Below are 25,318 nucleotides of genomic sequence, written 5' to 3'. Positions count from 1 at the left end.
GCCACCCGTTTCTTGACGGGCGGGGAATTACGGCTGCCGGCCGGTCTCTGCAGACAGGGTCTTGGCGCGGCGGCAGAGACGGTCGAAGGTTTCGAGGAACCGCGAGCGGTCTTTCGGGCCGAAGGCAGCGTTGTAGCCCTTGCTCTCACCGGTTTCGCGCAGATGCGCGCCGAGATCGCGCATGGCGCTCGCCATGCCGATATTGGTCTCATCGAAAACACGGCCGGTCGGACCGCTGACGAAGGCGCCGGCAGCGACACAGCGCACGGCGAGCGGCACGTCGGCGGTAACAACGACATCGCCCGTGCCGGCGCGTTCGGCGATCCAGTTATCGGCGGCGTCGAAGGCATTGGAGACGATGACGTTGTAGACCATCGGATCGCGAGAGGGGCGCAGGCCGGAATTGGCGACGAAGGTGACTTCGAGGCCGTGACGTTCGGCAACCTTGAGGACTTCCGGCTTCACCGGGCAGGCATCGGCGTCGACATAGATCACAGCAATATCCTCATGCCGATTGGGTGGCCGGCTGTCTGACCATATCAATATGGGGAATGCCATCTTCCAGATACTCCAGAGATGTGCCGACGAAGCCGAAGGATTCATAAAAGCGGCGCAGATGGGCCTGCGCCGACAGGGCGATCGGATTTGCCGGATAAAGCCGCTCGCAAAAGATGATCGCTTCGCTCATCAATGTCTCGCCCAGACGTTTGCCGCGATGGGCCGGCGATACGACGACGCGGCCGATCTTTGACGGATCCTCGGCAGTGAAGGGCTTCAGAAGCCGCGCGGAGGCGAGCAGTTCACCGCCGTCCAGCAGCCGCAGATGCAGGGCATCGATGTCCTTGCCGTCAAGTTCCGGATAGGGGCAGTTCTGCTCGACGACGAAGACGTCGACGCGCATTCTGAGGAGGTCATAGAGCTCCCGTGCGGATAAGTCGTCGAGGCCCTTGAGGTCGGCCGTGTAAGGAATCGAAGTCATAGCTGGAACCACGTCGCCGATGCTCTTGCCGGAATGCTGAGCTAAGAGCTTTCCGTATATGGACGAAGGGGGCGGCGACTTCAACAACTGATATGGCTGGTCGGCGTCCGGCCGGTCTATCCGCAGACCGGCCCGGCCGAGCTCAGGCGAATTCCATGATGATCGCGTCGACGGCCAGGCTTTCGCCGGCTGCGGCATTGATCTTCGAGACGACGAGATCGCGCTCGGCGCGCAGCACGTTTTCCATCTTCATCGCCTCGACGATCGCTAGCGTCTCGCCGGCCTTGACCTCCTGGCCCTCGGTGACGGCAATTGATACGACGAGGCCGGGCATCGGGCAGAGCAGCAGCCTGGAGGTATCGGGCGGCAGCTTCACCGGCATCAGCCTGTCGAGTTCGGCATGACGCGGCGAAAAGACCTTGGCGGTGACGGACAGTCCCTGCCAGTCGATGCGCAGACCGTTGAGAACGGGGCGGATCTGCGCGGTAATATCCTCACCTCCGACCTTGCCGCTCCAGACCGGATCACCCGGTCTCCAATCGGTGACAACGCTCCGGCTTCCGCCCTCGATCTCCATCTCCATATCGAAGGGAATGGTGACAAGGCCATCGAGCAATCTGACAGCGACGTAGCTCCCGCCTGTTTTGACCACCCAATCCTCCCGCAGTGCGGCCGATGCGGCGCGCAGGCGATCGGCGAAACGTTCGCGGCGGTTTCCTTCGATGAGCGAGGCAGACAGTGCTATCGCGGCAAGCGTGGCCTCCTCCTGCCGGTCCGGTTTCATCGGCGCGAAGCCGTCGGGATATTCCTCGGCAATGAAGCTGGTGGACAGCCGGCCCTCGCGCCAGCGCGGATGTTTCATCAGCGCCGACAGAAAGGGAACATTGTGCTCGATGCCGTCGACGACGAAGCCGTCGAGCGCCCGGCCCATCGCGTCGATCGCCTCGTTGCGCGTCGGCGCCCAGGTGCAAAGCTTGGCGATCATCGGGTCGTAATACATCGAAATCTCGGCGCCTTCGAAGACGCCGGTATCGTTGCGGACGACCACATTGCCGGTCCTGCCTTCGGCCGGCGGGCGGTAGCGCGTCAGGCGACCGATCGAAGGCAGGAAGTTGCGGTAGGGGTCTTCGGCATAAAGCCGGCTTTCGATCGCCCAGCCGTTGAGCCTGATATCGTCCTGGGTGAAGGAAAGAGGCTCTCCGGCCGCGACGCGGATCATCTGCTCGACAAGATCGATGCCGGTGATGAGTTCGGTGACGGGATGCTCGACCTGCAAGCGGGTGTTCATTTCGAGGAAATAGAAGTTGCGGTCGCGGTCGACGATGAATTCGACGGTGCCGGCGCTCTGGTATTCAACGGCTTTCGCCAGCGCCACCGATTGCTCGCCCATGGCCTGGCGGGTCTTTTCGTCGAGGAAAGGCGAGGGCGCCTCTTCCGCCACCTTCTGATTCCGCCGCTGGATCGAGCATTCGCGCTCGCCGAGATAGACGACGTTGCCATGCGCATCGGCCAGCACCTGGATCTCGATATGGCGCGGCTCGACGACGAATTTCTCGATGAAGACGCGCTCGTCCCCGAAGGAGCTTTTCGCCTCCGAGCGGGCGCGCTCGAAGCCGTCGCGCACCTCCGCCTCGTTCCAGGCTATGCGCATGCCCTTGCCGCCGCCGCCGGCGGAGGCCTTGATCATGACGGGATAGCCGATCTCGCCTGATATCGTTTCCGCATGCGCGGCATCTTCGATGACGCCGAGATGGCCGGGGACCGTCGAGACGCTGGCTGCATTGGCGAATTTCTTCGATTCGATCTTGTCGCCCATCGCCATGATGGCCTTCGGCTTCGGGCCGATGAAGACGATGCCCTGTTTTTCCAGTTCGGCGCAGAAGGAGGCGCGCTCGGCGAGAAAACCGTAGCCGGGATGCACCGCCTCGGCGCCTGTCGCTTTGCACGCTGCGATGATCTTCTCGGCCACCAGATAACTTTCCGATGCCGCGGCGGGGCCGATATGCACGGCCTCGTCGGCCATTTCGACATGCAGCGCATCCCGATCCGCGTCCGAATAGACCGCAACGGTCGCAATGCCCATGCGGCGCGCAGTCTTGATCACGCGGCAGGCGATCTCGCCGCGATTCGCGATCAGGATTTTCTTGAACATCGAGACTCCACCCAGAAATGCGTTCCGGAGTTTTACGCATAAAATACCGGAACGCACAATCGGGCTTGAGGCCGGCACGCCGGAAGCGTGGGATTATGCCGCCGACTGTCAGGCGACCGCGACTTCCGCGATCGGCTCCTCGTCGACGATGCGCAGCCAGCGGCTGCGCCGCGGTTCCGGGCGGTCGCGCAGCTCGACGGCAGCCATGATTCCGGTCCAGTGCGGATGGTTGGCGCCGGGCAGCGTTGCCTGCTCGATCTGCTGGAGGACGCCATATTCGGCTGGCGAGACCGCGATGACGCCGCCTCCGGCGATGCTTCTGAAGATGCGCATCGCAAAGTCGACGTCCTGGCGCGTGATGCTCGCGCGGTCGACAGCACGCGACGGCTTGTAGCCGCCGATACCGTCGGTGATCGCCAGCCGAAGCTGGTCGAGGGCAAGCGCTCTCAACTCACCCGGCACGTCGGCCGAAATCTCCATGACATGGAGAATGACCTCGAGCTCCAGCGCCGAGTTGACGACGCCATCGGTCGTGAACATGCGCATGATCCAGGCAACGTTGATTTCATCGAGCGAGCCATGCGGGTAGCTGTGGTGAACGACGAAACCGGCGAGCTGCTCCACGAAGAAAGCGTTCCACTCGGCACATTTTTCGGGACAGGAATTGTTGAGCGCCAACATTGCAACGACATCCTGGGATGTCCGTATCCCTTCCGGGAAGGCATGTTTGCGCAACAGCACGATATCTTCGGCCGTCAGCCGATGCTTGCCGGCCACGACACAGGCCGGAAAAGCGAGACGGAATTCGCTCATGTTTTAACTCCAGGCTTCATCATGAAGCCGGAAACAGTTTTACCGGCCGCGAATTGACGATCCCTCAAGAAGAGGAGTTAACCCGATGCTTGCGAAATCAAGACGATTTTAGCGATTGTGCCTGCAAGCGCTCGCGCCAGATGATGAAAAGGCCCGATGCGACAATGATGAAAATGCCGATCCATTTGGAAAAGTTCGGGAAGTCGTTGAACAGCGCATAGCCGAGCACGGTGGCCGAGATGATCTCGAAGTACTGGAACGGGGCAAGCAGGGACAGTGGTGCAAGCCGGAAAGCCCTGACCACCAGCATATGCGCATATCCGGAGATCGAGCCGAGTGCGAGAAGCAGCACAAGACCGAGGCCGGAGGAGGGCAGGGAAATGGTGAAATCGGCATTACCTGCGCTGCTGCCGGCGAGAAGGGCGGCCGCCATGAAGACCGTTCCTCCGATACCGGCCATCGTCTGCATGGTCAGCGGCGAATCGGCTTCGCCAATCGCACGATTGAGGAAAAGATAGAGTGAGAAGAGAAAGGCGCAGGCTACCGGCAGCAGCGCCTTAAGGCCGAAAATCTGATAACTCGGCTGAATGACGATCATCGCGCCGCCGAAGCCGACGACGATCGCCATCCAACGCCGCCAACCGACCTTCTCTCCGAGAAACAAGGCCGACATGGCCGTCAGCATGAAGGGCTCGACGAAATAGATGGCAAAGACGTCGGCAAGCGGCATGTATTTGACGGCGACGAAGAAAAGCAGGCTGGCAGCCCCGTGCAGCACGCCGCGCAGCAGATTCATCCACGGACGTCTTGCCGACAGCGCCTTGTGCCCAGAAATGGCGAAGAGAATCGGCAGGGTGCAGGCGATCTGGAAGAAGAAGCGATAGAAGGTGACCTGACCCGGGGACATCGCCTCGAACGTCGCCATATATTTGGCGATGGCATCCATGGTCGGCAGGATGAACATGGCGCCGGACATGATGGCCATGCCCTGCAGGGAGTTTTGATGGGGCTCTGACATGGCTGCCGATTCTCGTGGAAACGGCGCCCATCAATCACGGGGAAGCCGGGCAAATCAAGCCGTGAAACCTCCGAAGCCGTCAGGTGTCATTCGCCGTTTCACCAAAAACCGTCTCGAAGGCGGCGCGCAGCCTGACATCGACATCCGCCATCATGACGGGAAGGCCGAGATCGACGAGGCTGGTCACACCATAGGCCGATATCCCGCAGGGCACGATGCCGCTGAAATGATCGAGATCGGGATCGACATTGAGCGACAGGCCGTGGAAGGTCACCCATTTGCGCAGCCGAATGCCGAGGGCGGCAATCTTGTCTTCGGCCATCGTACCATCGGCCAGCAACGGTTTTTCCGGACGGCGCACCCAGACGCCAACGCGATCCTCGCGTCGTTCACCGCGCACGTTCATCATGTCGAGCGTGCGGATGACGACATCTTCGAGAGCGGCGACGAAGGCGCGCACGTCCTGGCGCCTCCGCTTCAGGTCAAGCATGACATAGGCGACGCGCTGACCGGGGCCGTGATAAGTGTATTCGCCGCCGCGTCCCGTCGCAAAGACCGGAAAGCGGTCGGGCTGGACAAGGTCGTTGGCATTGGCGCTGGTGCCGGCGGTATAAAGCGGCGGATGCTCGACGAGCCAGACAAGTTCGTCGCCGCCTTCCGATATCGCGGCCACCTCGCGCTCCATCGTCGCCACCGCTTCCTCATAGGCAACGAGCCCGTCGGCGATGCGCCAGCGCACCGGGCGAGTATCGAGCTTCGGGAGCATGGAGAATTCGAGATCGGTGCGAAGCATGGCCTTTCCTTGCCGCTTGCCCCCGAAATACCGGACGAAACAGGGGCGGCAGGGGACTTATATGGACCCGTTTTTCGGCCAATTCAAATGCCGTGACAGGTTTTCAAAAAAACTGTCATATCGCCCTTGTGCACCCCAAATGCTTTTGCTACATGCTGCCCCGCCGACGCAAATCGGCACCTACCACGATGCGGTCGTGGCGGAATTGGTAGACGCGCAGCGTTGAGGTCGCTGTGGGGCAACCCGTGGAAGTTCGAGTCTTCTCGACCGCACCATTGACAAGGCTCAAAGCCTTGTCTTCTGGGGAAGAGTGTCCCAAATCAATCCCATGCATGGGACACATTCACCCTTTCTCCTTGAGGAGCCCTGGATAATCAACTTTCACTTCGGGCCTCACCACTTTTCGAGGCCCCCATCATCCCGGTCGTCTCTACTGCCCTCAACCGCGCCGCAGCGGATCTCAATTTGTCCACCGGTTATCTACAGCTTGTCCACAGACAGGCCGCAGGCTTGAATTGCCTTTAGAGCAACCCAGATGGCGCGTTCGCTGGCACGCACATGCTTCACTTCGCACGACTGAGGCAGGCTCATGCTTCCCTCGTTTTTCTAAAGCCAGCGCTACGGATTTTGGCTTTCGATTGCGGCCAGATGCCGAGATGCTTCTTGCGGATCCTGTCGCACTTCGCCTGCTCGGTGCTCATCGCCGGATTTCTCGCGGTGCTTTTCGCGCAATGCCGGGTGAAGATTGCTTTCCCGGTGTCCGCCGCCGCGCCAGATCGCCTTGATGTGATCAATGTCCCACTCGTCGCCCGGCATGATCTTCCGGCTGGAAAGCTGGCAGATGCCGCCGAACTTTTCGAACACGCGAAGGCGGACGCGAGGCGGCACCTTCTCGTCGTCGGTCTTGCCGATCCACTCTTCAACGGTTCGCATTCGCGCCTCCGTTCCTTTCGAGGGCGTGCGGCGGCTGCCAGGGGACGAGCGGCGTTGCGTAGGGAAGCATGAGGGGATGGCGAGGCTGACCATCTTGGGCGGCTCCCCAGCACATCGGCTTAGCCCCGGCATTGGACAGAACATCCACCACCGATCGCCACCGGTTGCGCAAGGGCTTCGGAAGCTTCGATAGCGGACCCCATCCAACGATGTGGATGTCTGCGCCAAGAATCGCTTGCGCGATATAGGCGTCGTTCTCCGGGCCTACCGGATCTAGCGCGTCGCGAAGTTCGCGAACGTCCTTGGCGATGAGCGCGAATGGGTTCCAGACTTTGACCTTCCTCGCCCTAAGGCGAATGGCGAACCCGTCGACCTTCGTCATGGTATGGTCGTTTTTTTCGCCGTCAGCAAAGGATGGGTTGACCATTCCGAGCGAGATGATGGGGCCGTCACCGCCGAAATCGTGCTCGAGCAGGTATCGGTATAGGCCGCAGTCTGAAAATACTGCTCGCCGTGTCATGAGGAGATCGGTCATTCGCCGCTGTCCTCCGTTGCTTGCCCAAGCGCAACGCGCAGGGTGTCGAACACCTGCTGCTTCTTGGCGTCGTATTCCTGCCAAGACCAGTCAGAGGCGAATCGTTCGGCGCCGGGAGCCTCCTTGCCATCCTCGGTGTTTCAGCAATCCTTTTCAGGTTCGCAGTTGACGGAGTCGACGGCTGATGGTGAAACGCTTCTGCGCATCGCCTGCGATAACCTGCAGGAAATCGCGCTCGCGAAGAAACCGCAGATCACGCGGTCCCATCAACATCGCCATCTTCGTGCAGCTCATGCACCGGCAGATCATATAAGGGGCTGCGCGAGGTGCAGGATAACGCGGCCGTCTTTGACTTGAAAGGGCAAGGCTAAATAGTTCCCGCCAAGCCTAAAACTATGAAAATCAACATAACAGAGGTCACCACCACGAAAGAAGGTCCGGCGATAAAGAACTTCTCTTTTGGCTTCATCAACACGCAATCATCATCACCTCCGCGATCGGCCCAGTAGGCCTCGGGCCCGAAATCTTCGGTGAAATTGAAGCCGTTTCTACTGTAGAAGATGATCGATCTGATGAACCAATACCAGTAGTAGGCGCAAAAGGGGCCGACAATGCAGAGGGCAATCCATAGCTGAATTCGATCTTCGCTCGTCATGGCTTCAATCTACCGCTGTCATTGGGCACTCCGCAGCGAAATCGTGTTTATCCACGATTTGCTGCTGGAACGGACATCCGGCCCAGGCGTGAGGGTATGGATATGCGCAGCCAATCATTTCTTTGATACAAACCTCTGTCCTGATTTGGAAATACCTGGCCTGGACGCTTGACGGGAAGCTTCGGCATGCGTCGTAATAAGAGGCTTCGGGACGAGCAGGACGATGGCAATTTACTGCATCGAATGATGTCGGGACCTAGCCTTCGAAGGAAATTAGTTTCGGAGCGGCAGCGTACATCAGCGGCTCCCTGACAAATCCTGCAGCCACTGTCGCAATCAGCCAATCCGCGGGCGCAAGCTTTTTGGCATCGAGGCCTTCGAGTTTATCCCAAACATCCATCAGCAGGTCGTTTACGGCAGCAGACGTTGGGCCACGTTCACGACAGGGATGGGCAAGAAAATCACCAAGCTCACGCAGTGTGCTATTTTTCGGCACACGCTCTCGCAACCACATGATGATAGTGGCGAAATGGGAGTAGTCAAAATCGCGTGCAACGATCCGTTTAACGCGACTTCTGATGGCTTCGGGTCGATCTAAATCAATATCCATGCCCGCAAATTGTCAGAGATGAAATGTGCGGACAAGTCATGCGGCTCGCGAAATATCTGCGATCCGGCAGGCGGCGTCTTCGTCGGGCATGGTCATGGGGGCTTGGCCGACCGTGACCGTTATTCCGACGGTTTGGAGAAGCCGCGGTAGAAGCGTGTCGGCTTCAGCAGCGAACTGGTGATGTTGGCGACGATCGGCCCATCAGCCTCGCTCTTCGCCTTCGCTTCCTGCCACTCACGATCAGCGATGAATTCGGCCCATTTCTGCTCGCGCTCCGCCAGCGACCGCCATTCGAGCAGATAGATCAGATCGTTGCTGGAAGAGCCGATTATCGTCGTCCAGAAGCCGAGTGAGCGGATGCCGAGGCGTTCCCAGATCGCCAGTGTCGCGGTCTCGAAACGCTGCTGCAGTGCCGGAAGCCTCTCCGGCAGACATGTATAGATGCGCAATTCGTGGATCATCGTATGCTCCTCATGCTGGATGCCCTTTGGAGCGTCCTCAAACCGGAAATGAGGGGCAGCTTATAAAATTCATTAAGGTGATCAATAGTCCATTCAGCATGACGGGAAGCTGCGACCTCATACAAGGGCTGAGGGAGGAGCTGACGACGCGGTGGTTTATGACCATACTCGGGTCAACCAATGATTCGCGAAAGGTATTTTATGCGACGCCTCATTGCCAATGTAGTTCGAACCCTGCGGCCGCCGAAGCATATGTCGTTGGGGTTCTCGACCAAATGCGAGTTGCCTCCGACATGATGGCATACACTCTTAGGCACGATGACCCGGAGGCAACGGTTATCAGCTCCGGCCGATATGAGATCATTGCAGGACGTAACTGCGTACCAGAAAGCGCAACTGCCGCCGATGCACGAGAAGCAGTATGCGGGTTTCTAGCCGACGAAAAGGCGACGCGAATATACTCCGCCCCCTAGCTATCCGGAAGGCGACCTACAACACCTGGAGCTGCGTAAAAGCCAACGATTAAGGCAGCGGCCGCTATAACTGGCTGTTATATGCTTCCCGATTAACTTCGCCATCTTCGTCCAGCTCTTGCACCGGCAGATAGGTGTTCTTCTCCATCCACTCCCGGACGATATACCTGATAGCGTCCTCGCGCGTCAGCACCAGCTCGCTCGAGACATTCCGTAGGGCCTCTTCGATTCGCAATTTTTACGCCGATGCGCTCGAATCGCTCTGCCTGCGAGAATGATGGCGACGGCTTAATTCTTAATTAGCTTCAGAAAATATATAGATGTGACGACGTTACAGCTGTGGAAGCCCTGGAGATAATGGAAAAGAAAGAAGCGGCAAACTGGTCGTTCCTCGATGTGTATTTCGTTCTCGACATTATCGAGAAGGTGGTCATCGGCTATCTTTTCGTCGCGATAGTCATGCGCGTACTGCCGCAGATGCAGGACAATCGGGCGATCATTGATGGTCTGCTGCTCATTTCGGAAGGAGCCGCGGCCTTTCTGATTCTCACGCGCCGGCCGACGCGCAACGCCTCGCTGCGCCTCTTCGACTGGACGGTCACCGCGATCGGCACGCTCTTCCCCCTGCTGGTCACGCCGTCGGCGGCGGCGCCGCTCGCACCGCTCTTGCTCTGCTTTCTGACGATGTCGCTCGGTTTCCTGCTGCAAATATCGGCAAAGCTGGTATTGCGGCGGAGCTTCGGCCTGGTGCCGGCAAATCGCGGCGTCAAGATCGGCGGACCCTACAGGTTTGTCCGCCATCCGATGTATGCAGGTTATCTGCTGACGCATGTCGGTTTCTTCCTGGCCCATCCGAGCTTCTGGAATTTCGCCATTTATGCGACGGCTCTTGCCGCGCAATGTCTGCGCCTCCTGGCGGAAGAACGCCTGCTCAAGGAGGATCCCGCCTATGCGGCCTTCATGACTAAGACGCGTTACCGGCTGGTTCCATTCGTGTTCTGAGTTCAGCCAAGAGCGGAATGGAAAAGGGGCCGATTTACCGGCCCCTTGTTGTTGTTCAATCAGTGCGTTGCACGGCAGGCTTCGGTGCGCGAAGCGCCACTGTCGGCACCCTTGGTATGGGAGCCGCTCGGGCCGACCATGCTGTGGCATGGGGGCAGGGGCTTGATGCTGGCAGTCGCGGTCTTGTCGACAGCGGGGGCCGCCATCGCCGACGGGGCGAACCCGTCGCTGTCATTGGTATAGTCGCTGGAATAGGCCGGAGCCTTGCGGTTGCTGTAGTGGACCGGGGCAGGTTTGGCTACCGCACTCGGGGCGAAACCGTCGCTGTCGTTGGTATAGTCGTCGGAATATGTCGGCTGAGCGAATGCCGCGCCGGCAAGGCTGACGGCAAACAGGGATGCGGCGAGGGCAAATTTGATGCGCATGGTGCTTCTCCTCAATCAGTTGTTGAATTCAACAACATAAGCCATCCCCGGCGGAAGATTTTCGCGCGTCGATTCAGGCAATTTTGTGAACGTAAAGCGCTGGGCCCTGCGACCTTTTGTTCAAATGGAATCACAGTCTTGTCAATGATTATGACGTTTGCGTTGCGGCAGCCGCCTAACAAAGGACGCGGATAAATCGCCCCTCCTCATACAATCGGAAATTGTTAACTTTTGGTAATGTTGGGGAGGGCCAAACGGGAGGCGGCAGTCCGCCTCCTGTTGATGATCGTATTCTTTCCGTCAGTCTTCGTTCGGGATATGAGCGTCTACGCCGGTCAGCTGCAGATTGTTGCGCACGTGGTGGACACCGTCGACCGAAAGCGCCCCAAGTTCGACCTTGCGGGCAATGCCGATCGTCTCCACCGACCCCTCGAGGGTGATGACGTGACCATCCGCGTGAACCTCGATGCTGTTGATATCGACCTCGGGAATGTTTTCGAGCGCGTCGTTCACCCGCGCCTCCAGCTCGTCGCTTTCATCGCGGTCGATCGCACCGGCGCGCAGCGAATCCTTCAGGCGGTTTTCATTGCCGTCTTTATCTGTGCCATCGATTCGGAAGCCTGTGTTGGGATCGCTGTCGAAATTGGCCGCAGTCTCGCCATAGGGGCGGTTTGCCGGGGCGCCGGCAGCCGTGCCGTCAGCATAGGGCCAGCCGTCGTCGAGATTGCGCTCCTCGAGATCGCGATAATCTTCTTCACGGGAAAGCTCGGGGGCCGCGCGTGAAATCGGGGTCTTGTCACCGATCCTTGCCATAATAGTCGCTCCTTGTTTCTCTGCGGGAAAACGCCGACAGGAGCGAATGGTTCGGCGCGACAGCGATTTGTTAGCCCTGCGTCTTCTCCCATTTCTTGACGAGGCGGTCGCGCTTCAGCCGGGAAAGCCGCTGCAGCCAGAAGATGCCGTCGAGCTGGTCGACCTCATGCTGGATGCAGATGGCGAGAAAACCTTCGGCCGCTTCCTCGTGCATGATGCCCGCGACATCCTGATAGCGAAAGCGGATCGACCGCGGCCGTGTAACCTCGTCGGTCGCGCCGGGCATGGAGACGCTGCCCTCGGCATGGTTCATTGTCTCCTGCGACCGCCAGGTAATCTGCGGATTGACATAGAGACGTACACCGTCGGCCCTGTCGAGCTCCAGTACCGTCAGCCGAAGGAAGACGCCGATATGGGCGGCGGTGATGCCGACGCCGGGGGCTGCACGCATCGTCGCCAGCAGGTCGTCGGCAAGCGCGGCCAGCGACGCATCGAAGGCCGTCACCGGCGCGCAGACGGTCTTCAGGCCCGGATGCGGGTAGCGGAGGATCGGACGGATGGGCATGAAACGGGCTTCCTGTCTTTGAGCGACGGGGAAACTATCGCCGGCCGCAGGCATTGTCATCACGAAGCATGGTTTGGCGCTTTACGACAAGGATGCTTTGAGTTAGCAGGGGCCAAGAATTCCGACTGCGGGAGCCCGCGCGGGATTCGCTTATCCGCTTGTTGACAATGTGTTTTCCACCGACATTTCCAAATGCGGCGTGGCAGTCGTTGAAATTCGAACCAGGTGCGAGGGCGGCAGATGACGACGACCGACACGGAAGACCGCATTCGCCGGCGCGATGACGAGGATGCGGATATTTACGACGAGGATGGCAATGTCCGCGGCGACTTCCTGGCGCTCGTCGGCGCTGCGATCGCCGATCGCGATACGCTGTTCCTGCGCGGGAACGTTGCCCGCCTGCATGAATCCGAGATAGGCGATCTGCTGGAATCGATCCAGCCGGATCAGCGCCTGGCGCTGGTGCGCCTGCTCGGCGAAGATTTCGACATGACGGCGCTCACCGAGGTCGACGAAGCGATCCGCCGCGAAATCGTCGATCAAATGCCGAACGAGCAGATCGCCGCGGCGATCGGCGAACTCGATTCGGACGATGCCGTCTACATTCTCGAAGACCTCGACAAGGAGGACCGGGAAGAAATCCTCGCCCAACTGCCGTTCACCGAGCGGGTGAGGCTGCGCCGGGCGCTCGATTATCCGGAAAGCTCGGCCGGGCGCCGCATGCAGACCGAGTTTGTCGCCGTGCCGCCGTTCTGGACTGTGGGCCAGACGATCGACTACATGCGCGACGAGGAGGATCTGCCCTATTCCTTCTCGCAGATCTTCGTCATCGATCCGACCTTCAAGCTGCTCGGCGCCGTCGATCTCGACCAGATCCTGCGCACCAAGCGGCAGACGAAGATCGAACAGATCATGCGTGAGACCAACCATCCGGTTCCGGCCGAGATGGACCAGGAAGAGGCCGCCCAGCTCTTCGAGCAATACGACCTTCTTTCGGCCGCCGTCGTCGACGAAAACGGCCGCCTGGTCGGCGTGCTCACCATCGACGACGTCGTCGATGTCATCCACGAAGAGGCGGATGAGGATATCAAGCGCCTCGGCGGCGTCGGCGACGAAGAACTGTCGGACAATGTGATCTCGACGGCGCGCTCGCGTTTCCTCTGGCTTTTGATCAATCTCGGCACGGCGATGCTGTCGGCCAGCGTCATAGGCCTGTTCGACGCCTCGATCGAGAAAATGATCGCGCTCGCGGTGCTGATGCCGATCGTCGCCTCGATGGGGGGTAATGCCGGCACGCAGACGATGACGGTGACCGTACGGGCGCTCGCCACCCGCGACCTCGACATCTACAATGCCGGGCGCATCATTCGCAGGGAAGCCGGTGTCGGCGTCCTCAACGGCGCCGTGTTTGCGACGATCATGGGCGCGGTTGCCGGCATCTGGTTTGACGACTACCAGCTCGGCGGAGTGATCGCAGCGGCGATGATCATCAATCTGATGGCGGCCGCCCTTGCCGGCATCCTGCTGCCGCTGCTGCTCGACAAGATGGGAGCGGATCCGGCGATCGCCTCGTCGGTGTTCGTGACGACGGTAACCGATTGCACCGGCTTCTTTGCCTTTCTCGGCATTGCCACGTGGTGGTTCGGGATCTGACGGCTCGCCGAAATTGACTATTACGTAAAAGTCAATATTATTGCCGGTTCGACGACGGGGAACACATGCCGGTGAACAAATATTATAGCATAACGGAGCTGACGCGCGAATTCGGAGTCTCGACGCGCACGCTCCGCTTCTACGAAGACGAGGGACTGATCCATCCGGAGCGGCGAGGGCGCACCCGTCTCTTCCGGCCAGCTGACCGGCGGCTCATCGGAGAAATCCTGCGCGGGCGGCGGATCGGCTTCACCATCGCGGAGATCCGCGAGATCATCCAGGTCTATAAGGAGCCGCCGGGCGAGCTCGGCCAGTTGAAGCTGCTGATGAAACGCGTCGACGAGAAGCGTGAGGACCTGCGCCAGAAGCGCAAGGACATAGACGACACCCTGACGGAACTCGACAATATCGAGGAGGCCTGCCTCGGCCGTCTTGCCGAAATCGGCGTCACCACCTGAGAATTGCCGCAGACGGTTGCGGGTCCTTATTGCGCCTCGGCGCTGCATTCGCCGGCGATCGTCTGGACCTGGTCGTTGTTCTCCAGATTGATCTTGCCTGCTTGCAGCGGCGTGAGCAGATCCTGGGCCTGCAGTCTGTCGAGCGTGCACTGGCAGAAGCCGCGGCAGAGGGGCTCGCCTTGCTGCTTGACGCAAGCGGCGTTGCATTGCCTTAGGTAAGTTTCGACCGGATCCGGCTGCTGCGGAGGGACGACGAGGGAAAGTCCATAAGCGATCGCGATCAGCACCGGCTGGTGGATGAGGTAGAAGGCAAGGCTATGGCGGCCGAGCCGGGCCGGCCACCAGGAGCCTGTGCCGATAGCGGCAAGCCGATGTGGCAACTTGGTTCTGACGGCGATCGAGGCGACACTCAGCCCGACAAAGAACGGCGTTGCCCAGGGAAACAGCGGTGCGTAATCATTGGAGCGTTGCGGCATTTCAGCAAGGCCGATCCAGGCGAGATATCTTGGATCGAAGAAGGATGAGCGGAGCAGGCTCGGTGGCCCGAAATTATCGAGAATCCAGGCGGCAAGAAGCGCGGCTGTGACAAGGAGCGTCAAGGCGAGCGGCAATCGGACAAAAATGACGCCGATTAGCGTGAGCACCGCGATGCAATGCAGGATACCGAAATAGATCCACGTATCCGGCATAGCGATACGGGTGGCGATCGAAATGACTGCGGCGGCTGCGGCAATCATGCCGAAGCGCTTCCAGAAGGACGGCCAGCGAATCGTGGGGGTGCTGGAGAGCACCAGGCTGATGCCGACGATGAAGAGAAAAGTCGTGGCGATCGCGCGGGCATAGATCTTCAGCCAGCCGATCTCGGCCGTGCCCGGCGCGAGATAGTCCATGAACTCCATATCCCAGGTGAAGTGATAGCTCGCCATGGCGATCAGCGCGAGGCCGCGCGCCGTGTCCAATAGACCGATGCGCGGCGGTCTTGCCGCCGCATCGGCTTGCACTACCGGCATCGTCATCAAAGTCCCCCGGTCGATTGATCTCCGTCGTTCGACGGCGTGTCGCGGCGAAGAGCAGAAAGGTGAAGATTTGATGGCGGGCTTGCATCCATGATCGCCAGCCGCGCCTCCGAAAAGAATTGCCGCCGTGTCAGCACAAAGATGACGACCGCGGTCGTCAGCATGAAGACATAAGGATTGATGAACCAGCCGAGATAGCCGATCGACAGGAATATCGCCCTGAGACCCTCGTTGAAATTGCTGCCTGCGATGACATTCATGCGGATGACGCGTTCCGCCGCCCGCTCAGCGGCGATAACGTCGCTCTCGGTGTCCCGCATCATTGGAATGGAACCGAAAAGAATGGTGCAATAGTTGAACAGCCGATAAGCCCAGCCGAACTTGAAGAAGGCATAGCCGAAAAGCGTCGCCAGCCCGCCGACCTTCATCTCGAAAGCGGCATGGCCGCCATGGAGCGCGAAGGGCAGATCGGCAAAGATGGCATCGACTTTCTCCGTCGCGCCGAGCAAGGCGAAGCAGCTGCCGATCGCGAAAATGGAGGTGGAGGCAAAAAACGCCGTGCCGTTCTGCAGGCCAGCCATGATCTGCGTGTCGATCATCTTCAGGTCACGCCGCAGCGAATTGTAGATCCATTCCCGTCGCCGTTCGGTCATCGCATGGGTCAGACTGGTGCGGCCGAAGAAGGTGCGGCCTTTCAGCAGCCAGGAATAACCCGCCCAGACACAGGCAAAAAAGGCCAGAGCGATATAATCCGCCGTCGTCATCAATGATTCAGCCTCCGCGTGAATGCGGCCACCTTACATATGCGCTGCGATGCTGCAATGACCGGTTGGCGGAGCCGCTGAGATTAGAGCGCTACGCGATATATCGCTTTGAAAAGCGATTCCGATTTTCAAGGCGCTGCGTTAGTGTGAAATGTCGCACCGACTCCATGCGATGTCGGTTCGCCGCTTGGATCGGAAACCGGCGGCGTTTAAATTTGGATTCCAGTGTTCAGAAGGCGCATCCATGTTTCTATCGGTATTCGACGTGTTCAAGATCGGTGTCGGACCGTCGAGCTCGCACACGATGGGTCCGATGTCGGCCGCCAATCGTTTTCTCGACCTCGTTCTGTCGAACGAATGGCCGCGCCCGTCATCGGGTGCTCAGGTCGTCGCGATCAAGGTCAGCCTGCATGGCTCGCTTGCCCATACCGGGATCGGCCATGGCACCGGCAGGGCTGTCATTCTCGGGCTGATGGGCGAGGCGCCCGATAGCGTCGATCCCGACAAGATGGACGGCATCATCGATACGGTGGAGCGCAGCGGCCGAATCACACCGGCAGGCCATCCGACCTACCAGTTCCAGCCGAAGACCGACCTGATCTTTGACAAGAAACAGCCGTTGCCCGGCCACGCCAACGGCATGATCTTTTCCGCTTATGACAGGGACGGCCGCCTGCTCCTCAAGCGCATCTATTATTCGGTCGGCGGCGGCTTCGTCGTCACCGACACCGAGCTGGAGCAGATGCGGGCGAAGAAGAATACCACGGGCGGCCAGCGCGTGCCCTATCCCTTCGCGACCGCCAAGCAGATGCTCGAGATGGCGGAGCGCTCCGGGCTTTCGATCGCGCAGATGAAGCGGGCGAACGAGGAGAGCCAGCGCTCGCGCGAGGAGCTCGATCAAGGGCTCGATCGAATCTGGGATGCGATGCGCTCCTGCATCGAGCGGGGCCTCAAGGTCGAGGGCGTCATGCCCGGCGGCCTCAATGTCAAGCGCCGCGCCCGCCGTATCCACGACAAGCTGCAGGAGGAATGGCGCAGCAATCGCGTCAATCCGCTGCTCGCCAATGATTGGCTCAGCGTCTATGCGATGGCCGTCAACGAGGAGAATGCAGCCGGCGGGCGCGTCGTCACCGCGCCGACCAACGGCGCGGCCGGCGTCATTCCGGCAACCATCCGCTATTACGAGCATTTCCACGAGGACTGGGACCAGAACGGCATCCGCGATTACCTGCTGACGGCCGCGGCCATCGGCGGCATCATCAAGCACAATGCCTCCATCTCAGGCGCCGAGGTCGGCTGTCAGGGCGAGGTCGGCTCGGCCGCGGCGATGGCGGCTGCTGGCCTGGCGGCCGTGATGGGCGGCACGCCGGAGCAGATCGAAAACGCCGCCGAGATCGCTCTCGAACATCACCTCGGCATGACCTGCGACCCGGTCGCCGGCCTGGTGCAGGTTCCCTGTATCGAGCGCAATGCGCTTGGCGCGGTCAAGGCCGTCACGGCGGCATCGCTTGCCGTCAAGGGCGACGGCCAGCATTTCGTGCCGCTTGACGCCTGTATCGAGACGATGCGCCAGACCGGCCACGACATGAGCGAGAAATACAAGGAAACCTCGACTGGCGGCCTGGCCGTCAATGTCGTCGAATGCTGAGCGTGTGGACGCTTTCGCTTCGCACTTGACGCCCGCTGCCAAAAGGATTTCAACGGCGGCATGGCATTGCATCTCATCAAACTCTGCGTCGGCGCCGACTCTATCGAGGATTTGCGCGAATGGGTGGCGGAGCGCTCGCTGCGCGCCATTGCCGCCGGGCTTGAGCCGCATTCGGTGCACACGACCCGCATGGTGCCCAAACGCATGGAGGAGCTACTTGACGGCGGCTCGCTTTACTGGGTGATCAAGGGGCAGGTGCAGGCGCGACAGAGGCTGCTCGACATCGAGACCTTCACCGACGATGAAGGGATTTCGCGCTGCCGCCTGATGCTCGGCCCCGAGGTGATCGAAACCGCGGTCCAGCCGAAGCGGCCCTTCCAGGGCTGGCGCTATTATACGCAGGATGACGTGCCGCCCGATCTGACGAGCCTGGGCGCCGGGATTGCCGAAATGCCCGCGGACCTGCGCCGCGAGCTTACAGAGCTCGGCCTGCTCTAATTTCAATCGCCCAAAACACCAGTTCCGGATGACGGCATCCGGAATTCAGCGCAGACGCAGTTGCACCGGCGCGCTGCCGTCCGGCGACGTTACATGCAGATGAATGCGGGCTTCCGGCTGGGAATAGCGCCAGGCGCGGGCGCCATGGCAGAGCAGCAGATTGATGAGATCCCGGGTCTTGGCGGACTTGGCTCGCGGCCGTTGCAGGCCGAGCTCGGCAAGCCGCAGAGCCGCTTCGTGCAGTGGATGCAAGGGTGAACGTCCCTTGGCCCCGATGCGGCGCTCGCCTGGCATTCCCGGAACATTCTCATTGATCGCCATTGTTTTCACCGTACGCATTACTGATCGAGTTCAAGAATGGTGGCCGGAAACGCAAACACCGATTCCAGCCGTTACGAATGCCGCCAGCAAAGTCGCAAGCAGCATCGAATACCTCATTGTGCGGCCGCCCAGCACTTGATCCCGGCCTTCTTCAAGGCCTTGCAGGCGTTGACCGCATCGCGCTGATCGTCGAAGCCACCGAAGCGAGCGCGATAGACTTGTTCATTGCCCGTGCCATAGGCGACGGCGAAGGGCTTTGCCGAGGCGAGCGCCTTGCCGCCCTTGGTCTTGGCACCCTCCAGGAGATCCATGGCCATCTGCCGGCTCGGCGAGACGCCGACCTGTACGACCCAGCCCGCAGGCGCGGCACTTGCCGAAGTGGCACTGGTCGAAGCGGTCGTGACGTGATCGACGGCGGCGCCATCCTGTTCTGCAGGTGCGGCGACGGGAGCCTGCTGCTTGAAGCTCGTGGTCTTGACCTTGGTCGGCGCCGGCATGGTTTGGGCAACCAGCGGGTTGTCGGACTTCGGCGCCGATGTTTCCGTATAGGCGACTTCGGCCTCGGCCACCTGATAGCGCGCGTCCGGCAAAGGCCCCTTATGCGGCAGGCTCAGATCGGCGGCAGCGGCGGAAACCGGAGGCTGCGCCGCGGTGATCATCTTTGCAACCTTTTGCTGGGCGACCTGCTGCGGAGCCATCTGCTGTGTCGCGATCTGCTGCCGGGCCTTCTGAGGCAGAACAGGGGCAGGTGTTTCGATGATCGCCGGGGCCGGGGCGGCCTGGGCCATCAGCGCTGACGATCCGCCGCGGCTCGATGCCTTCGGCAGATAAGTAGCGATCAGATTGCGCATCTGGGCATCGCGCGCCGACCCGGAAGTGCCGCCGAGCACGACGCTGACGATCGACTTGCCGTCGACTTGCACCGAACTCACGAGATTGAAGCCGGCGGCGCGCGTATAACCGGTCTTGATGCCGTCGACGCCGCGCACAGAGCCGACCAGCCGGTTATGGCTGCGGATGGTGCGGTTGCCGAACTTGAAGGCGCGGGTTGAGAAATAACCGTAATATTGCGGGAAATGCTGGCGAAGAGCGATGCCGAGGCGGGCCTGGTCGCGGGCCGTCGTCATCTGCGCGGTGTTCGGCAGGCCGTTGGCGTTGCGATAGGTGGTGCGCGTCATGCCGAGAGCATGCGCCTTGGCAGTCATCAGCTGGGCGAAACGATCCTCGCTGCCGGCCAGCAGTTCGCCAAGGGCGGTCGAGGCGTCGTTGGCCGACAGGGTGACGAGACCGAGAATGCCCTGTTCGACCGTAATCGTGCCGCCGGCGCGCACGCCAAGTTTCGTCGGTGCCTGCGCCGCTGCATGAGCGGAGAAGGGAACCGGCGTGTCGAGACGGATGCGACCCTTCTCCAATGCTTCGAAGACCATGTAGAGGGTCATCATCTTGGTAAGCGAGGCGGGATATTGCAGCCGATCGGCATTCTCGCTGTAGAGAACGTTGCCGGTCTTGGCGTCGACGACGATGCCTGCATATTTTGGATTGGCCGCCTCCGCGTCGGCATTGACCGAATCAACCAGGACGACCGTGAGAGCCACCGAAAGGATCGCCAGGAGCTTTGCGAAAAAGCTGCCGGACCGGGACGATGATACGGAGGAGACTGACCTTGACACTATTCCACTCTTCGCTTGCATTTCAGATATTGGGCAGGAACCGCACACCCCCTGCCGCACAGCTCGTCTTTTGAAATTACCGATTCAGCGTTACCAATCCGTTTATGATGAATCGTTTCACTCGTTGTTCTGAGGCATTTTAAGGACGTGTCGCAGAACGGTTCACGAGGCGCGCCTCCACAAAGGTGCGTATCGCGGCATCAATATGTTCCCAATCGTCGAGGTGGCTGCTGGAGAAGCGATAGAGGACGCTGAGATCCTTGCCGACCTTGATGTCACGCTGGCAATCTCCGCTTGCGGCCTTGTCCGGGGCTGACGGCAAGATGCAGCGCACGACGTAGTCAGGCCCGCCCCCGACAGGCGCCGTCAGCAGCACTTCGTCACCGTAACCGGCGTCGGCGCGGAGTCGATGCAGCGTCAATCCGTCCCGGAAGGGCTCGGCTGCTCCTTCGATCAGATGCGAATAAATCGGCTCCAGCCGACCGGACATATCGCGGGACATGGTGCTCTGGGCGATCTGCAGGAAGATCAGGCCGGAGGATCGGGCGATATCGTCGAATTGCAGATGGGTGTCCTTGCTGTAACCCTGCATGGCAGGCCAGGCGAGGTAGAGATCGATGCGCTCGGCGGCCCCGTCATGCCTCTGGCTCGGGAAGCGGATGGCATTTTCGGGAAATTTCACGGTGTCGCGGCCGATGGTCAGGGTGATTTCGGCCGTGCTGTCTGTGTTGCCGGCAAGGGAGATGTGGCGGCCGAACCAACGGCCGCCAATGCTGATGGCGACGGTCAGGACCGCCAGGACTGATATCACCACCATCGTGCGGAGGAGAAAACCCATGGAAAGAAGCGGCTGCTCGTCGGATGCGCTTTGCGCGGCGTGGCTCATGGCGGTTCTTCGCGTTTCGGTCCGCCGCAGGAAGAACATGAGCCGCCGGTGCCGATGATGAATCTCATCGTGATGATCAGACCGGCAGGGTTAATAATTCGCTAAGATTTCCCGCTCGCAAGCCGTCGCCTCTGTCCCAGAATAAAGCGAGCCGTTCCCGGGACAGCGGGAACGGCTCTTGGGCACCGGTCGGGGACGGGATGCGGGGACTGACCGGGCCGAAGCCTGCGCCGGCTTGGCCGGCGGCCATGCTTACTTGACGCTGCCGACTGCGACAGCGCGGCCGTCCTGAAGCTTCGACCAGCGGGCCGGATCGTTGGCGGACTGGCGTTTCAGATAGGTGTATTCGGTGTCCGACCACAGCAGCACCTTGTTGCGCATGTTGTCGAGAATGAAGTCGCCGTGATCGGTGCGGACCGTCAGCACGGCATGGCCTTCGCCGTTCGGCTGCAGCACGACCGTGATCAGCGTGTCCGAGGGCGAGAAACCGTCCTCGATCAGCATCTTGCGCTTCAGCAGGGCATAATCCTCGCAGTCGCCGACGGTCGTCGGATAGGCCCAGCGCTCCTCGACGCCGTAGATCTGTTCATCGGTCTCCGGCTGGATCGTCGAATTGACAGTATAATTGACCTTGAGAATTTCCTTCCAGCGGTCCTCGGTGAGAATGGCCGGGCCGGCGTCGCCGCCGACTTCGACACATTCGGTCGGGTTCGCCTTGCAGAATTCATAATGCCCGATCGGCGGGCTGGCATTGCCTGCCAGTGCCATGCTGGCGGGTGTCGCCTGTGCCGAGCCTGCCATCGCCATCATGATGGCACCGGCCAGAAGGCCGCCCTTCAGGATATTCGCAGTCGTCATTGCCGTCTCCCCTAAGTTGAGGCGACAATGACACAGACGTTTTTATCTCACGCAAAATTACGCAATAGAATTAAAGGCTTAGTTGAATCAAATGCTGATAAAACTTGGCTAAAAACAGATTCGAATGCGCATAAAATTCGAGACGTATTTGTCTTGAAGTCGATTAAAATTGTAATTTCCGCAGCAAGGCTTTGGCGCTCGAACAGGTTGTGTTGCCGTCCGGCAGTTAAGGATTTTCGCTGATCCGAAGAAACGCCTGTCGGGCGTCGGCGCCGGGCGATGGCGTGTGGTGCGCGGGGTAGGAGAGGCGGAAAGGTACGAATCGCCCGGTCCGCGACTGGAGAATCGCAGGCCTCATCGACTTCACCGGCAAAATTATTTTTGAGGAAATTCGCGAAATTGGTCGGTAGCGGCGACGATCGCCGCGCTCATGTCGGGATGTCCGGTGGAATAGGCGGCGCGCGGTAGTATCCTGAGTTCACTTTGCGGCCAGGCGGACCTTATCCATCATATCCATAGCGAAGGGAAGACGGACGACCGGCGGGAACTTGCGGGCGAAGGATCGTCACCCAATTCTGCGCGACCTGCTTCCGTGTCGCAGGTTGTTCCACTCATAAGAGTGCGTATCTACTGGTTGGAACCACTTGCGACAGGATTTCGCGCCAGCTTTCCAAAGCCGGATTCATTGCCGCTTGCGGATTGCTTGCCGTGGGGACAGGGATTTCAACACGACCTGACCCGGTGCGCGTAGCCTGCGCAAACGCTTTCGAAGCGGTCGATACGAATTGACGCGCACGATGGTTGCGGCAAAGGCAGCGCGATATTTCAGGCTGTCAGAGGAATTCCCGCAGCGTTTCGCGCGACTGGATCGACAGGAATTCGATCGCCACACCTTCGACGAAGTGACGCACGACTCGGCCGCGCATGTTTCCGAGGCGCACTGCCGTGCCGATCGAGGGACGCATCTCGACGTCGATCGCGGCACCCGACAGCGAAAGATCCATGATGCGGCAGGTATACCGTGTGCCGTCCTCCAGCGTGAGCTCGGTCTTCACGTCACGCGGCGTCAGGCGGTCGTGGCGACGATCTTCCGGCAGGCCGAGCTCGTGCTTATTGGCAAGCCAGGTGAGCTGGGCGGCGAGTTTCTCGCGTTTGCGCTCGGTGGCATTGATCGACATGGTGAAGCCGCGGCCGTCGAGCGTCTGGACATAACCTTCGACGCGCCCGAGGTGGTCGATGTAGGCGACAACGCGTTCATTGGCACGCGGCCGGCCGGAGCAGGTGACGTACATATCGCCGGGCGACATGTCGATCACCATGCATTCGAATTCCTCGTAATTCGCAAGCATCAGCCGGCCCTGCATATTGATCGGCACGCGCTGGAAAACGCCTTGTTCAGGGCGCGGCGCAGGTCGTTGCGTCTGAGCTGGCTGGAACGAGTGCATCAAAAGGCTTCTTCATGAAAATCGGAGAGACCAATCTTTACCCCCAATCCATTAACAGAAGGTTGTTTCGCCCGAATGCAACATAGCCGAAAACGAGTATGCGCCTTGGCCTGAAACGGGACGCTCAGCGCGCCTCGGCACTCAGCAGCTGTGACACCATGCGGCGCATGACCTGGCCGAAGCCGATGGTTTTTCCCGCAACGATCTCGTTGATCGGGCGCTGATCAGCCGGCGCGGCCTTGCCGAATTTTTCCGGCAGCAGACGGCTGCGGTCGAGCGCCAGGAATTCCAGCGGCACGATCTCCAGCCAGCTCGCAGCCGCCGTCGGGGCGATCGCGCCGAGCAGCCGGTCGCAGGCGCCGTCGGACGAGCGCAGCGGCATCATGATGATCTCGAAGGTGGCCTGATGACCGACGGTGCTGTAGCCGGTGGCGTTGAACAGGGCCGGCAAGGCATGGTCCATCACGCCCATCGCCGTGCGTTCGATATCCGCGTGCTGGCCATGCGCCCAGAGGGATGAAAAACGTTCACCGCGCAGGTCACGCCCAAAGAAATCGCAGATGCGGGTGCCGGCGAGCCGGAAGCCGATGTCTCCAACCCCGCGGGCCTCCAGGATGAAGAGACTTTGCAGAAGATGGGGAACGGCAGAAGGTTCGACCTGTGATTTCAGCGGCGCGTCGGCAGCGCCGCGGATACGGTTCCAATAGTCAAAAATTTCGATGGTCGTTTGCACACGCATTTCACACCAGCCTGTCCCATTCCGGATCATTTTCGGGCAGTCATTGCCCGTACAGTTCCTACCCTGCGGATTTCATGCCAAATCCGGGCCGTTAAGGTTAAGAAAGGGTTTCGGTTGAGGCGCGGCGTCTGCCGTGACACTGTCTCGCCATCGCTTCGACTTTCGGAGTTCTGCACAACCTGCCCGTCCGGGGTCTTTCCGGGAATACGGGCTACGCCGTCCGGCACTACGGGCGGCTTTTTTTTTGACAGGCGCTCCTGTATGGCTGAGGCCTCAACGAGGCGATAGAGATGAACGAGCAGACTGCCGAGCCAGACAAGGCGCCCGAACCTTCCGAGGTCCAGCCGCCGGCACGGCCGCCGCGCGTACCGGTCTTCAACCTTCCACCGGCACTGTTCTTCAGCCTTTGTCTGCTCATCGTCATCTACGCTGTGCAGGCCCTCGTGCTCACCGACGATGCGGTGAGCTGGCTGCTGTTCACCTTTGGTTTTGTCCCCGCCCGCTACGTGATTCCGCTGTCGCAGCAGGGGCTGGAGCTGTTCTGGACGCCCGTCACCTATTCGCTGCTGCACGGCAGCGTCCAGCATATCGTCTTCAACGCCTTCTGGCTGATGGCCTTCGGCGCACCAGTCGTGCGCCGCATCGGGACGTTGCTGTTCCTGTTCTTCTGGATCTTCTCTGCAGCCGCCTCCGCCGCCCTGCACGCGATCCTCAACTGGGGAGATGTGTCGCTGCTGATCGGCGCGTCCGGCGTCATTTCCGGGCTAATGGGGGCAGCGTGCCGATTCGCCTTTCCGGCCGAGCGGCGACCGATGGCGGTGGCGCATCTCAACGCACGGCTTTCGATCATCGACGCGCTGAAGAGCCGGACCGTCGTCATCTTCATGCTGCTCTGGCTGGTCGGCAACGCGCTGATCGCCGTCGGCATCCCGCTTGTCGGCGACAGCGATCAAGAGATCGCCTGGGATGCGCATATCGGCGGCTTCGTCTTCGGCTTCTTTTTGTTTTCGCTGTTCGACCAGGCGCCGCGGCCACCTGCGGAACCGACCGTAACCGAGAAGGATATGTTGCAATCCTGAGCCGGGCAGTGCACCATCGAACGATCCGTGATTGGGGGGAAACCGCCGCGGGTGCC

The 25,318-nt window shown here is 60.4% G+C and carries 28 protein-coding genes, 1 tRNA gene and 2 pseudogenes; 7 read left to right on the top strand and 24 right to left on the bottom strand.

The genetic code is table 11. The annotated features are described in order from the left end of the window. Positions 1 to 27 precede the first annotated feature (27 nt). The 6 genes from J0663_RS20620 to lipB all read right to left on the bottom strand — a co-directional run bounded on the left by J0663_RS20620 (position 28) and on the right by lipB (position 5,755). Positions 28 to 495 (bottom strand): YaiI/YqxD family protein, encoded by a 468-nt coding sequence (locus tag J0663_RS20620; protein ID WP_207242211.1) that lies wholly within the window; start codon positions 493 to 495, stop codon positions 28 to 30. Between the two features lie 10 nt (positions 496 to 505). Further along, positions 506 to 979, bottom strand: coding sequence for a GNAT family N-acetyltransferase (locus J0663_RS20615; RefSeq protein ID WP_207242210.1), 474 nt, complete (start codon positions 977 to 979; stop codon positions 506 to 508). Between the two features lie 142 nt (positions 980 to 1,121). Then, the gene (locus J0663_RS20610) at positions 1,122 to 3,131 is read right to left on the bottom strand and encodes an acetyl-CoA carboxylase biotin carboxylase subunit (protein WP_207242209.1); all 2,010 of its coding nucleotides are present in this window, start codon (positions 3,129 to 3,131) and stop codon (positions 1,122 to 1,124) included. 108 nt (positions 3,132 to 3,239) lie between these two features. Further along, positions 3,240 to 3,944 carry a hypothetical protein gene (locus J0663_RS20605; RefSeq protein ID WP_207242208.1) on the bottom strand — a complete coding sequence of 235 codons (705 nt, stop codon included), beginning with the start codon at positions 3,942 to 3,944 and terminating at the stop codon, positions 3,240 to 3,242. Between the two features lie 97 nt (positions 3,945 to 4,041). Further along, a complete protein-coding gene (locus J0663_RS20600; RefSeq protein ID WP_207242207.1) occupies positions 4,042 to 4,962 on the bottom strand; it encodes a DMT family transporter in 921 nt (306 codons plus the stop codon). Between the two features lie 79 nt (positions 4,963 to 5,041). Continuing rightward, on the bottom strand, positions 5,042 to 5,755 hold the full coding sequence (gene lipB / locus J0663_RS20595) for a lipoyl(octanoyl) transferase LipB (protein ID WP_207242206.1): 714 nt from the start codon (positions 5,753 to 5,755) through the stop codon (positions 5,042 to 5,044). 190 nt (positions 5,756 to 5,945) lie between these two features. Between lipB and J0663_RS20590 the strand changes: the two genes are divergently transcribed. Beyond that, positions 5,946 to 6,030: transfer RNA gene (locus J0663_RS20590), tRNA-Leu, on the top strand. 343 nt (positions 6,031 to 6,373) lie between these two features. On the opposite strand, the gene J0663_RS20585 is transcribed toward J0663_RS20590, so the two are convergent. From J0663_RS20585 to J0663_RS31330, 6 genes and pseudogenes are all read right to left on the bottom strand, one after another. Beyond that, complete coding sequence (locus J0663_RS20585; protein WP_311043605.1) at positions 6,374 to 6,688, bottom strand: HNH endonuclease; 315 nt, start codon at positions 6,686 to 6,688, stop codon at positions 6,374 to 6,376. Continuing rightward, the gene (locus tag J0663_RS20580; protein ID WP_207242205.1) at positions 6,675 to 7,223 is read right to left on the bottom strand and encodes a DUF1643 domain-containing protein; all 549 of its coding nucleotides are present in this window, start codon (positions 7,221 to 7,223) and stop codon (positions 6,675 to 6,677) included. The genes J0663_RS20585 and J0663_RS20580 overlap by 14 nt, the downstream gene beginning before the upstream one ends. A gap of 367 nt (positions 7,224 to 7,590) precedes the next feature. Further along, positions 7,591 to 7,878, bottom strand: a complete 288-nt coding sequence (locus tag J0663_RS20575; RefSeq protein ID WP_207242204.1) for a hypothetical protein — start codon at positions 7,876 to 7,878, stop codon at positions 7,591 to 7,593. A 256-nt stretch (positions 7,879 to 8,134) separates the two neighbouring features. After that, positions 8,135 to 8,488, bottom strand: coding sequence for a hypothetical protein (locus J0663_RS20570; RefSeq protein WP_207242203.1), 354 nt, complete (start codon positions 8,486 to 8,488; stop codon positions 8,135 to 8,137). Positions 8,489 to 8,607: 119 nt separating this feature from the next. Further along, positions 8,608 to 8,949, bottom strand: a complete 342-nt coding sequence (locus J0663_RS20565; RefSeq protein ID WP_207242202.1) for an NIPSNAP family protein — start codon at positions 8,947 to 8,949, stop codon at positions 8,608 to 8,610. A gap of 537 nt (positions 8,950 to 9,486) precedes the next feature. Then, positions 9,487 to 9,651, bottom strand: a pseudogene (locus J0663_RS31330) (CopG family transcriptional regulator); the annotation flags it as partial. Positions 9,652 to 9,779: 128 nt separating this feature from the next. Here J0663_RS31330 and J0663_RS20560 point away from each other — a divergent pair. After that, the gene (locus tag J0663_RS20560) at positions 9,780 to 10,424 is read left to right on the top strand and encodes a methyltransferase family protein (RefSeq protein WP_207242201.1); all 645 of its coding nucleotides are present in this window, start codon (positions 9,780 to 9,782) and stop codon (positions 10,422 to 10,424) included. A 59-nt stretch (positions 10,425 to 10,483) separates the two neighbouring features. Here J0663_RS20560 and J0663_RS20555 read toward each other — a convergent pair whose 3' ends face one another. The 3 genes from J0663_RS20555 to J0663_RS20545 form a co-directional block, all read right to left on the bottom strand. Continuing rightward, positions 10,484 to 10,849, bottom strand: a complete 366-nt coding sequence (locus J0663_RS20555) for a hypothetical protein (RefSeq protein WP_207242200.1) — start codon at positions 10,847 to 10,849, stop codon at positions 10,484 to 10,486. 300 nt (positions 10,850 to 11,149) lie between these two features. Beyond that, entirely contained in the window at positions 11,150 to 11,662 is a 513-nt protein-coding gene (locus J0663_RS20550; protein WP_207242199.1) for a BON domain-containing protein, read from the bottom strand. A 70-nt stretch (positions 11,663 to 11,732) separates the two neighbouring features. After that, a complete protein-coding gene (locus J0663_RS20545) occupies positions 11,733 to 12,227 on the bottom strand; it encodes a peptide deformylase (RefSeq protein WP_207242198.1) in 495 nt (164 codons plus the stop codon). A gap of 240 nt (positions 12,228 to 12,467) precedes the next feature. Between J0663_RS20545 and mgtE the strand changes: the two genes are divergently transcribed. Both mgtE and J0663_RS20535 read left to right on the top strand, forming a co-directional pair. Beyond that, entirely contained in the window at positions 12,468 to 13,880 is a 1,413-nt protein-coding gene (mgtE, locus tag J0663_RS20540) for a magnesium transporter (RefSeq protein ID WP_207242197.1), read from the top strand. Positions 13,881 to 13,945: 65 nt separating this feature from the next. After that, entirely contained in the window at positions 13,946 to 14,338 is a 393-nt protein-coding gene (locus J0663_RS20535) for a MerR family transcriptional regulator (protein ID WP_011425479.1), read from the top strand. 26 nt (positions 14,339 to 14,364) lie between these two features. On the opposite strand, the gene J0663_RS20530 is transcribed toward J0663_RS20535, so the two are convergent. Then, on the bottom strand, positions 14,365 to 15,354 hold the full coding sequence (locus J0663_RS20530) for a heparan-alpha-glucosaminide N-acetyltransferase (protein WP_207242196.1): 990 nt from the start codon (positions 15,352 to 15,354) through the stop codon (positions 14,365 to 14,367). Further along, a complete protein-coding gene (locus J0663_RS20525; RefSeq protein WP_207242195.1) occupies positions 15,354 to 16,118 on the bottom strand; it encodes a DUF599 domain-containing protein in 765 nt (254 codons plus the stop codon). The genes J0663_RS20530 and J0663_RS20525 overlap by 1 nt, the downstream gene beginning before the upstream one ends. Positions 16,119 to 16,362: 244 nt before the next feature. Here J0663_RS20525 and J0663_RS20520 point away from each other — a divergent pair, with 244 nt between their 5' ends. Together J0663_RS20520 and J0663_RS20515 are read left to right on the top strand one after the other, a co-directional pair. Beyond that, positions 16,363 to 17,766 (top strand): L-serine ammonia-lyase, encoded by a 1,404-nt coding sequence (locus J0663_RS20520; RefSeq protein ID WP_207242194.1) that lies wholly within the window; start codon positions 16,363 to 16,365, stop codon positions 17,764 to 17,766. 60 nt (positions 17,767 to 17,826) lie between these two features. Next, positions 17,827 to 18,264: a DUF1489 family protein gene (locus J0663_RS20515; protein WP_207242193.1), complete on the top strand. Its 438-nt coding sequence runs from the start codon at positions 17,827 to 17,829 to the stop codon at positions 18,262 to 18,264. A 45-nt stretch (positions 18,265 to 18,309) separates the two neighbouring features. On the opposite strand, the gene J0663_RS20510 is transcribed toward J0663_RS20515, so the two are convergent. From J0663_RS20510 to J0663_RS20485, 7 genes and pseudogenes are all read right to left on the bottom strand, one after another. Further along, entirely contained in the window at positions 18,310 to 18,585 is a 276-nt protein-coding gene (locus J0663_RS20510; protein WP_207242192.1) for a hypothetical protein, read from the bottom strand. A 113-nt stretch (positions 18,586 to 18,698) separates the two neighbouring features. Then, positions 18,699 to 20,276 carry a D-alanyl-D-alanine carboxypeptidase gene (locus J0663_RS20505; protein ID WP_207242191.1) on the bottom strand — a complete coding sequence of 526 codons (1,578 nt, stop codon included), beginning with the start codon at positions 20,274 to 20,276 and terminating at the stop codon, positions 18,699 to 18,701. 118 nt (positions 20,277 to 20,394) lie between these two features. Continuing rightward, positions 20,395 to 21,180: a hypothetical protein gene (locus J0663_RS20500; RefSeq protein ID WP_207242190.1), complete on the bottom strand. Its 786-nt coding sequence runs from the start codon at positions 21,178 to 21,180 to the stop codon at positions 20,395 to 20,397. Positions 21,181 to 21,393: 213 nt separating this feature from the next. Then, positions 21,394 to 21,999, bottom strand: a complete 606-nt coding sequence (locus J0663_RS20495; protein WP_207242189.1) for a transglutaminase-like cysteine peptidase — start codon at positions 21,997 to 21,999, stop codon at positions 21,394 to 21,396. A 375-nt stretch (positions 22,000 to 22,374) separates the two neighbouring features. Further along, a pseudogene (locus J0663_RS31325) lies at positions 22,375 to 22,494 on the bottom strand (prolyl aminopeptidase); the annotation flags it as partial. A 338-nt stretch (positions 22,495 to 22,832) separates the two neighbouring features. Further along, positions 22,833 to 23,444: a PilZ domain-containing protein gene (locus tag J0663_RS20490; protein WP_207242188.1), complete on the bottom strand. Its 612-nt coding sequence runs from the start codon at positions 23,442 to 23,444 to the stop codon at positions 22,833 to 22,835. 124 nt (positions 23,445 to 23,568) lie between these two features. Further along, positions 23,569 to 24,213 (bottom strand): PAS domain-containing protein, encoded by a 645-nt coding sequence (locus J0663_RS20485; protein WP_207242187.1) that lies wholly within the window; start codon positions 24,211 to 24,213, stop codon positions 23,569 to 23,571. 260 nt (positions 24,214 to 24,473) lie between these two features. On the opposite strand from J0663_RS20485, the gene J0663_RS20480 reads away from it, so the two are divergent. Beyond that, complete coding sequence (locus tag J0663_RS20480) at positions 24,474 to 25,262, top strand: rhomboid family intramembrane serine protease (protein WP_207242186.1); 789 nt, start codon at positions 24,474 to 24,476, stop codon at positions 25,260 to 25,262. The last annotated feature ends 56 nt before the right edge of the window (positions 25,263 to 25,318 follow it).

The organism is Rhizobium lentis (assembly GCF_017352135.1).
GTDB lineage: Bacteria > Pseudomonadota > Alphaproteobacteria > Rhizobiales > Rhizobiaceae > Rhizobium > Rhizobium lentis.
This window is presented reverse-complemented; position numbering and strand designations above follow the sequence as displayed.